This is a genomic window from Chitinophagales bacterium, from assembly GCA_020636495.1.
Classification (GTDB): Bacteria; Bacteroidota; Bacteroidia; order Chitinophagales; family Chitinophagaceae; genus UBA5543.
Map to the genome: position 1 here is coordinate 1 of JACJXQ010000022.1, position 3,520 is coordinate 3,520.

Consider the following 3,520-nt stretch of genomic DNA (forward strand, 5'->3'; position numbering starts at 1 on the left):
GCAAAGTTAACACAGTTTTTCCATTTCCAGCAAATTTTTTTACCATTTGTTTTCTGCAGGGCAAAATATAACATTAAGCCATAAGACAGGCCTGCCAAATACATACATTGATTATTATTAAACAGTTGTAGTCTTCACTCTTAAAATGCTTTCCCTTGCAATGTTTATTATTATGTATAGCCTGAATAAAAGCCTAACTTTACCTGCTTCAGAATTGTTTTGATGAAAATAAAATCATTCCTCGCAAAACCATACGCATCCTTTGTTCATAGCCGTATCAGGAAAGAAATGGGCCTGGCGGTGCCGCAACAGGAAGCAATATTGCAATATTTGTTGAAGAACGCGGGGAAAACAGTTTTTGGTACTGATCACCATTTTGCAGACATCAAAACACATAACGACCTGGCACAGGCTGTGCCGGTAAGAGATTATGAGGCGCTGAGTGGGTATATAGAGAAGATAAAGAACGGCCAGCAGAATGTATTATGGAAGGGAAAACCTATGTATTTTGCCAAAACCTCGGGTACCACCAGTGGTACAAAATACATACCTATTACCAAGGATTCCATTCATAATCATATAGATACAGCAAAAAATGCATTGCTCTGCTACATGGTAGAGAGTGGTAAGCCTGACTTTGCAGACGGTAAAATGATATTCCTTTCCGGATCACCGGTATTGGAACGGGTGGCTGGTATTCCTACAGGCAGGTTGAGTGGTATTGTGAATCATTTTGTCCCGGGCTATCTGAAGGGTAACCAAATGCCTGGTTATGAGACTAATTGTATCGAGGACTGGGAAACCAAACTGGGTAAAATAGTAGAGGAGACTATAGATAAAGATATGCGCCTGATAAGTGGCATACCACCTTGGGTGCAGATGTATTTCGACTGGTTGCTGGAAAAAAGCGGGAAGTCTACCATAAAGCAATTGTTTCCTAATCTGCAGGTGATAGTGCAAGGTGGGGTGAATTTTGAACCTTATAAGGCAAAGATGTTGCAAAGCCTTGGTGAACATGTAGATATGATAGAGACCTTTCCTGCATCTGAAGGTTTTTTTGCCTTCCAGGATACATTAGATGAGGAGGGCTTACTGCTGAATACTAATTCTGGAATATATTTTGAATTTATTCCGGCAGATGAGATATATAATGAACAACCTACCCGCTTAAGCCTGAAGGATGTACAAACGGGTGTGAACTATGCACTCATCATTAATAGTAACGCAGGACTGTGGGGGTATAATATTGGTGATACGGTACGCTTTGTCAGTACAGACCCATACAGGCTGGTAGTAACTGGACGTACCAAGCATTTTATTTCAGCATTTGGTGAGCATGTCATAGGAGAAGAAGTAGAGTATGCTATGTTACAGGCTGCGCAGGAACATAATGCACATATCATAGAGTTTACCGTAGCTCCTAAAGTACAGACTGATAATGAATTACCTTATCACGAGTGGTTCGTGGAATTTGAAACAGTACCGGATGACCTCGAGGCTTTTTCTATGAGTATCAACAACCACCTGAGGGAGAAAAACAGCTATTATGAAGACCTCATAAGTGGAGCCATATTGCAACCGCTTAAGATAAGGAGCATGCAAAAACATGGCTTTATTGAATACATGAAGTCACAAGGCAAACTTGGCGGACAGAACAAAGTACCACGTTTAAGCAACGATCGTAAGATTGCGGATGCCATCCAACCTTGGATTCAGAATTAGTTGATCAATATATCAAGGTTGTAATATCGAATTGTAACCGGTAGGTTGCTCCAGCAATGCAAGCGCTTTTTTCAGGCTGACATCATTTTTCAGACCATGTTCAACTCGTCCGCGCATATAGTAGAAGCGTGATACTATCTCGCTCTCCAGGAGATCTGTAATAATATCACGGTGCTTTTCCAGGTCTTGTTTTTTATCATGGCGCAGCTTGGCTTCTAATGCTTTATACGAGCTTTCTATATCGTTGAAGTATTTTTCTCTAACAGCAGCACTTTTGAGTGAATCAAGCGTTATTTCTGTTTCGGTCTTGTAGGTGTAGTCTTTACCCTCCAGCCATTTGGCAAAGTCATTGAATGTATTGTTGTCTATTGCAAATGTAGAGGGCTGCGGAATCGTCTTGTTCTTACGTGCATATATGGTAGCATAATCAAAAAAGTAATTTTTGACGTACAGGGTTATAGCCAGTTTGCTCGCCACATCATCCTCTACGTCCACGTCGGGTTCTACACCACCACCACTCAGCACTTTGCGGCCCTTTAGTGTTTTGTATTCCTTTTTCAGAGAATCAGGCACATAGCCCACACTGCCATCAACGTTGCGGTGCGAATAATCCAGTGCCTGGATGCATCTGCCGCTGGGAGTATAGTATTTGGCAGTAGTCAGTTTAAGGCGGGCATTATATCCTAAAGGCCTTGTGGTTTGTACCAGGCCTTTACCAAATGAACGTTCGCCTACTATTACACCACGGTCCAGGTCCTGTAGAGTGCCTGCTACTATTTCAGATGCTGATGCTGAGCCGTGATTGATAAGTATTGTTACAGGTATTTTTGTGTCCCATGCTTGCTGTGAAGTTTTAAAATCCTGTTCCCATTCTTTTTGTCTGCCTTTTGTGCTTACTACAAGTTGTCCTTTATCAACAAACAGGTTGCAGACGTTTACTGCTTCATTCAGCAACCCACCAGGATTATTGCGGAGGTCAAGCACTACGCCATTCAGCGAAGGGTTCAGTTTTTTCAAGCTGTCTAAATGGTTTTTTACCAATCTGCCGCAATGTGGTGTGAATTGTGTGAGCTTTACATAAGCTATATCTTTTTTAGTACCCAGCAGGCTGGCATAAGGCACGCTTGATAATTCGATCTCGCTACGGGTAATGACCTTTTCAGATACTTGTCCCGTGTAGACATCTCTGACTTTTACGGTTACTTGTGTGCCGGGCGAGCCTTTCAGCAATACACTCATCTCTTCGGTGTCTTTGCCTTTCACTTCTTTGCCGGCAACGGATATTACCAGGTCGCCGGGGTGAAGACCTGCCTTATCTGCCGGGCTGCCTTCATATACATCACCCACGTATATGCTGTCTTGGGTGGTACGCATATTTGCACCAATGCCACCATACTTGCCGGTTGTCTGAAACTGGTATTCTTCAAAGTCTGATTCGGTAATATAGTTGGTATATGGGTCAAGGGTTGCCAGCATTTCATCAATGCCTGTTTTAACGAGCTGACCCGGTTCAATAGGATCAACATAATATATGTTCAGTTCTTTAAGAACCGTATTGAAAATGTCCAGGTTCTTGGATATCTCGAAATAGGAATCTGTATTCCTGGCCTGTATAAAGATGAAAAATACCCCTGCAAGGGCCACACCTGCAACAAATCCTTTTGACTTGTATAACCAGCTTTTAAATTTCTTCAGCATCGTTTGTCGTTAAACCAACCACCAAGCTACGAAAATATTGCGCTAAATAGGTTTGCCCGGATATTTTAACAGTTACGCAGGGTCATTGCTTTGTCAATAT

The 3,520-nt window shown here is 42.1% G+C and carries 2 protein-coding genes; one reads left to right on the top strand and one right to left on the bottom strand.

What is annotated here, in order from left to right:
* Positions 1–222 precede the first annotated feature (222 nt).
* A complete protein-coding gene (locus H6550_16650; protein MCB9047767.1) occupies positions 223–1,722 on the top strand; it encodes a GH3 auxin-responsive promoter family protein in 1,500 nt (499 codons plus the stop codon).
* Between the two features lie 12 nt (positions 1,723–1,734).
* Here the strand turns inward: H6550_16650 and H6550_16655 are convergent, their stop codons facing one another.
* On the bottom strand, positions 1,735–3,420 hold the full coding sequence (locus H6550_16655) for a S41 family peptidase (GenBank protein MCB9047768.1): 1,686 nt from the start codon (positions 3,418–3,420) through the stop codon (positions 1,735–1,737).
* Positions 3,421–3,520: the final 100 nt, after the last annotated feature.